The sequence below is a fragment of the Paratractidigestivibacter sp. genome, from assembly GCF_052362415.1.
GTDB lineage: Bacteria > Actinomycetota > Coriobacteriia > Coriobacteriales > Atopobiaceae > Paratractidigestivibacter.
On sequence record NZ_DAWEMK010000146.1, the window covers coordinates 1 to 3484 of the forward strand.

The 3484-nt window shown below is 66.0% G+C and carries 3 protein-coding genes and 1 pseudogene; 2 read left to right on the plus strand and 2 right to left on the minus strand.

Going from position 1 to position 3484, the window contains the following annotated elements; all coding sequences use genetic code 11:
* Positions 1 to 530, minus strand: a 530-nt coding sequence (locus ACT84W_RS10050; protein ID WP_444329109.1) for an iron-containing alcohol dehydrogenase, incomplete at its 3' end; no start/stop codon positions are given.
* Positions 531 to 836: 306 nt separating this feature from the next.
* On the opposite strand from ACT84W_RS10050, the gene ACT84W_RS10055 reads away from it, so the two are divergent.
* Together ACT84W_RS10055 and ACT84W_RS10060 are read left to right on the plus strand one after the other, a co-directional pair.
* Positions 837 to 1907: a response regulator receiver protein gene (locus ACT84W_RS10055; protein WP_444329110.1), complete on the plus strand. Its 1071-nt coding sequence runs from the start codon at positions 837 to 839 to the stop codon at positions 1905 to 1907.
* Positions 1904 to 2869, plus strand: coding sequence for a hypothetical protein (locus tag ACT84W_RS10060; protein WP_444329111.1), 966 nt, complete (start codon positions 1904 to 1906; stop codon positions 2867 to 2869). The genes ACT84W_RS10055 and ACT84W_RS10060 overlap by 4 nt, the downstream gene beginning before the upstream one ends.
* Positions 2870 to 2954: 85 nt before the next feature.
* On the opposite strand, the pseudogene ACT84W_RS10065 reads toward ACT84W_RS10060, so the two are convergent.
* A pseudogene (locus ACT84W_RS10065) lies at positions 2955 to 3484 on the minus strand (6-phospho-alpha-glucosidase); the annotation flags it as partial.

A 3484-nucleotide genomic window follows, 5' to 3' on the forward strand; every position in this document is an offset into this window, starting at 1 on the left:
AGCTCGGGGTCGACGATGGCGACATCAGGGGTGATGTTGAAGTCGGCCAGCGGGTACTTGATGCCCTTGGCGTAGTCGGTGATGACAGAGAACGCAGTGACCTCGGTCGCGGTGCCGGAAGTCGACGAGATGGCGCAGAACTTGGCCTTCTGGCGCAGCTCAGGGAAGCTGAACGGCTGGATGATGTTGTCGAACGACTCGTCGGGGTACTCGTAGAAGACCCACATGGCCTTCGCGGCGTCGATCGGGGAGCCGCCGCCGATGGCGACGATCCAGTCGGGCTCGAACTCGCGCATGGCGGCCGCGCCCTTCATGACGGTCTCGATGGAAGGATCGGACTCGACGCCCTCGAAGAGCTTGACCTCCATGCCAGCGGCCTTGAGGTCGGCCTCGACGTCCTGCAGGAAGCCGCCGCGGCGCATAGAGTGGCCGCCGGAGACGATGATGGCCTTCTTGCCCTTGAGGTTCTTCACCTCATGGCGGGCACCCTCACCAAAATACAGGTCGCGCGGGTTGGTAAAACGTCCCATGACTCTCCTCCAATTCCTGTGCCGGCACCCCCGTGCCGGATTCGAGGCCGTCGCGCGCACGCGGCGACGCTCTTTGGCTAAGAAAAAAAAAGGACCTCATCTGGGGTTTGTTCAAACAATGCCATGCCCCAAACGCCTTTAGGTTAGCACCGTGGGGCCGACGGGGAGCCAGCTACCGTTCACAGACTGGCAGACGGTTTTATGCGCCAGAACAGTATGAGCGGACACCTTGTTGGGTAATATAGATTAGTTACAGGCTCGCTGCCTGATCGGCCGGCGAGAAGGTCCGGACTCAAGGGGGCGAGCATGGCGCACGACGCGCGCAAAGAGGATTATCAGCGCCTTGGCCTGCGGTTTATTCGTGAGTTGGACAAAGAAGAGCCGCTGCGCGCCATGAAGACGTTCGCCGGGTTCGGCCAGCGCTTCGCGACCGACCGCGATTCTTTGCCGCAGACCGACGCCGACCGCGCCTTCCACCTCGTCTCGCTCGCGGCGGACGCCATCGACTACCAGCTCCCCTTCGCCGACGCCGAACACGCGAAGGAGCTCGTAGCGCAGGGAAGGCGCCTGCTCGACGAGGCCCTCGCGCTCGACCCCGACTGCTTCGACGCAGTCCGCATGCGCTCCTCCAACGAGCTGCCCAGCATAAGCGCGCGCTACGACTTCCTCGCGCAGGAGGAGCCGCGCGTCCGCCAAGCCTGCGAGTCCGCACGCGACGCTGCCCTGGCGGCCGACGACGAGCCCGACCGCGCCGCCCTTGCGGCGGACCTCGCCATGCGCCCGCACCTGCGCTGGGTCGCGTCGATGGCTGAGCTCGCGCTCATCTGCGGGCGCAACCGGCAGTGCGTGGACCTCGCCCGCAAGCTCATCCAGATCGACCCGACCGACATCTCCGACGCGCGGTTCACGCTCGCGCTCGGGTTGGCGAAGCTCGAGGACGAGCCGGCGCTCGACGAGCTCGAGCACGCGTACCCCTCCATCTACGCGGGGCGCGGCGCCAACGACGCCTGGATGCTCCTCGCGCGGATCTCGTTGGCCTTCAAGCAACACAAGCACGTGGTCGCGCGCGAGGTGCTCAGCCGCCTGTTGCGCGCCTACCCCACCGGCGCCGTGGCGCTCATCCGCCAAAACGAGCTCCCCGACGGCGAGTTCGCGCGCCTGAGCACCCAGCCGAACAGCGAAGACGAGCTCGTCATCGCGCTTTCTGAGTCCGTCGTGCTGCTCCAGGAGGGCAACGACCCGACGGGACGCGGCATCCTGGGCACTTGGCTCGTCGAGAACACGGCGCGCCTGCGGCCCTCCGCCTTCGCCGAGGCGCGCAGGTTAGACGAGCAGGTCAAGGCCCAGCTCGGCACACAGGGAGGCGAGCAGAATTGAATTTCCGCGAAGAGCTGATCCTTCGCTGCGCGAGCCGCCGCAGGCAAAAACTCGGGCAGATGTCCGATGCCGCCTACCAGGAGCTTCTTCTTGCCGTGAAGCAGGACCCCGAGGCCTACGTCGACGACCCGGCCGAGAAGGCCTACGTCATTCTCGGCAAGACCCTGCGGAAGTTCAACGAGTCAGCGCGCGACGACGACCTCCTCGACGACGACCAGTACATGACCGCGCGCGCCAAGCGGTTCGAGGTGCTCGCGAAGGCCTGCGATGCGGCCATCGAGCTGGACGCCGGCTGCTTGGACGCGCACCTGCTGCGCGCCTTGGCGACCATCGAGAGGCCCGACAAGCTGCTCGACGCGCTTCTCGACCTTGAGGAGAAGTTCAAAGACGACGACCGACCGGTCGACCAGCTCGAGTGGGGCGACGTGTGGAGCCGCCCGCGTCTGCGGCTACGCGCCGCCGTCGCGCGGACCTGCGGCGACGCGGCCTGTTGGAAGATGGCGCGCGACGCCGCCGAGTCCGTCCTTCGCGCGACCGAGAAGGACAGCGACCCGCTCGGCGCGCGCAACACCGCGGCGCTCGCGTACGCGCGGCTCGAGGACGAGGAGGGCCTGAACGCGCTCGAGGCCCGCTGGTCCCAGGGCAATGCCTGGAGCAACCTTGCGCGCTGCCTTCTGCTGTACAAGCTCGGCCGCATGCCCGCCGCGCGGCGCGCGCTGCGCGGATACGGGCAGCTCACCAAGGGCGCGGCGTACGCGCTGCTAAAGCCGATGTACGTTGAGGTGTTTCTTCCCGATCGGCCCGAGCTCGCACCTGGCAGCTTCGACGAGGCGCTCGCCGCGGTCCACGAGGCCGAGGTCATCATCGCCGATACGCCCGACTTCATCGCCTGGTGCCAGGCACAGGCCTGGTTTGAGGCCGATGCCCGCGCCTATGCCGAGAAGCACGACCTCGACTGGTAGCCCTGGGACAGAATCCCCCGTCCCTTTTGTCCCAGAGGCCCCGCCCGCGCACTTCTTGCCGCGCAGACGGGGCCCAGGTTCGCTCTTAGTTGAGCTCAGGCCAGAAGCCCTTGTTGGCCTCGATCATGTCATCGAGGACCTCCTTGGCGACCTTCATCGACGGCACGGTCTTGTTCAGCGTGAAGGCCTTGAGCGCCTTCTCGTAAGACCCCTCGATGGTGGCCTCGACCACGAGCTTCTCGGAGTTCAGCTGCTGCATCATGAGACCCTGCTGGAACAGCGGGATGTTGTCGCGGCTGATGACCTCGGGGCCGTTCTTGCCGATGTAGGCGGGCAGCTCGACCATGGCGTCGTAGGGCATGTTGGGGATGGCGCCCTTGTTCTGGCAGATAACCAGGAAGCGCTGCTTGGTGTCGTTCTTCAGGGCAATTGCCAGGTCAGCGATCCAGTCGCCGTGGCTGCCCGCGTAGAACGTGCTCTCGTCGATCTCGCCGGTCTTCTCGTAGCGGTCGATGCCGTCGAAGAGGTTCTTCTCGCGCGTCTCCTCGACCTCGTTCGCGCGGGTGCGCTCGGGGTTGGAGTGCTCGACGAACTCCTTCTGCTGCAGGTAGTAGT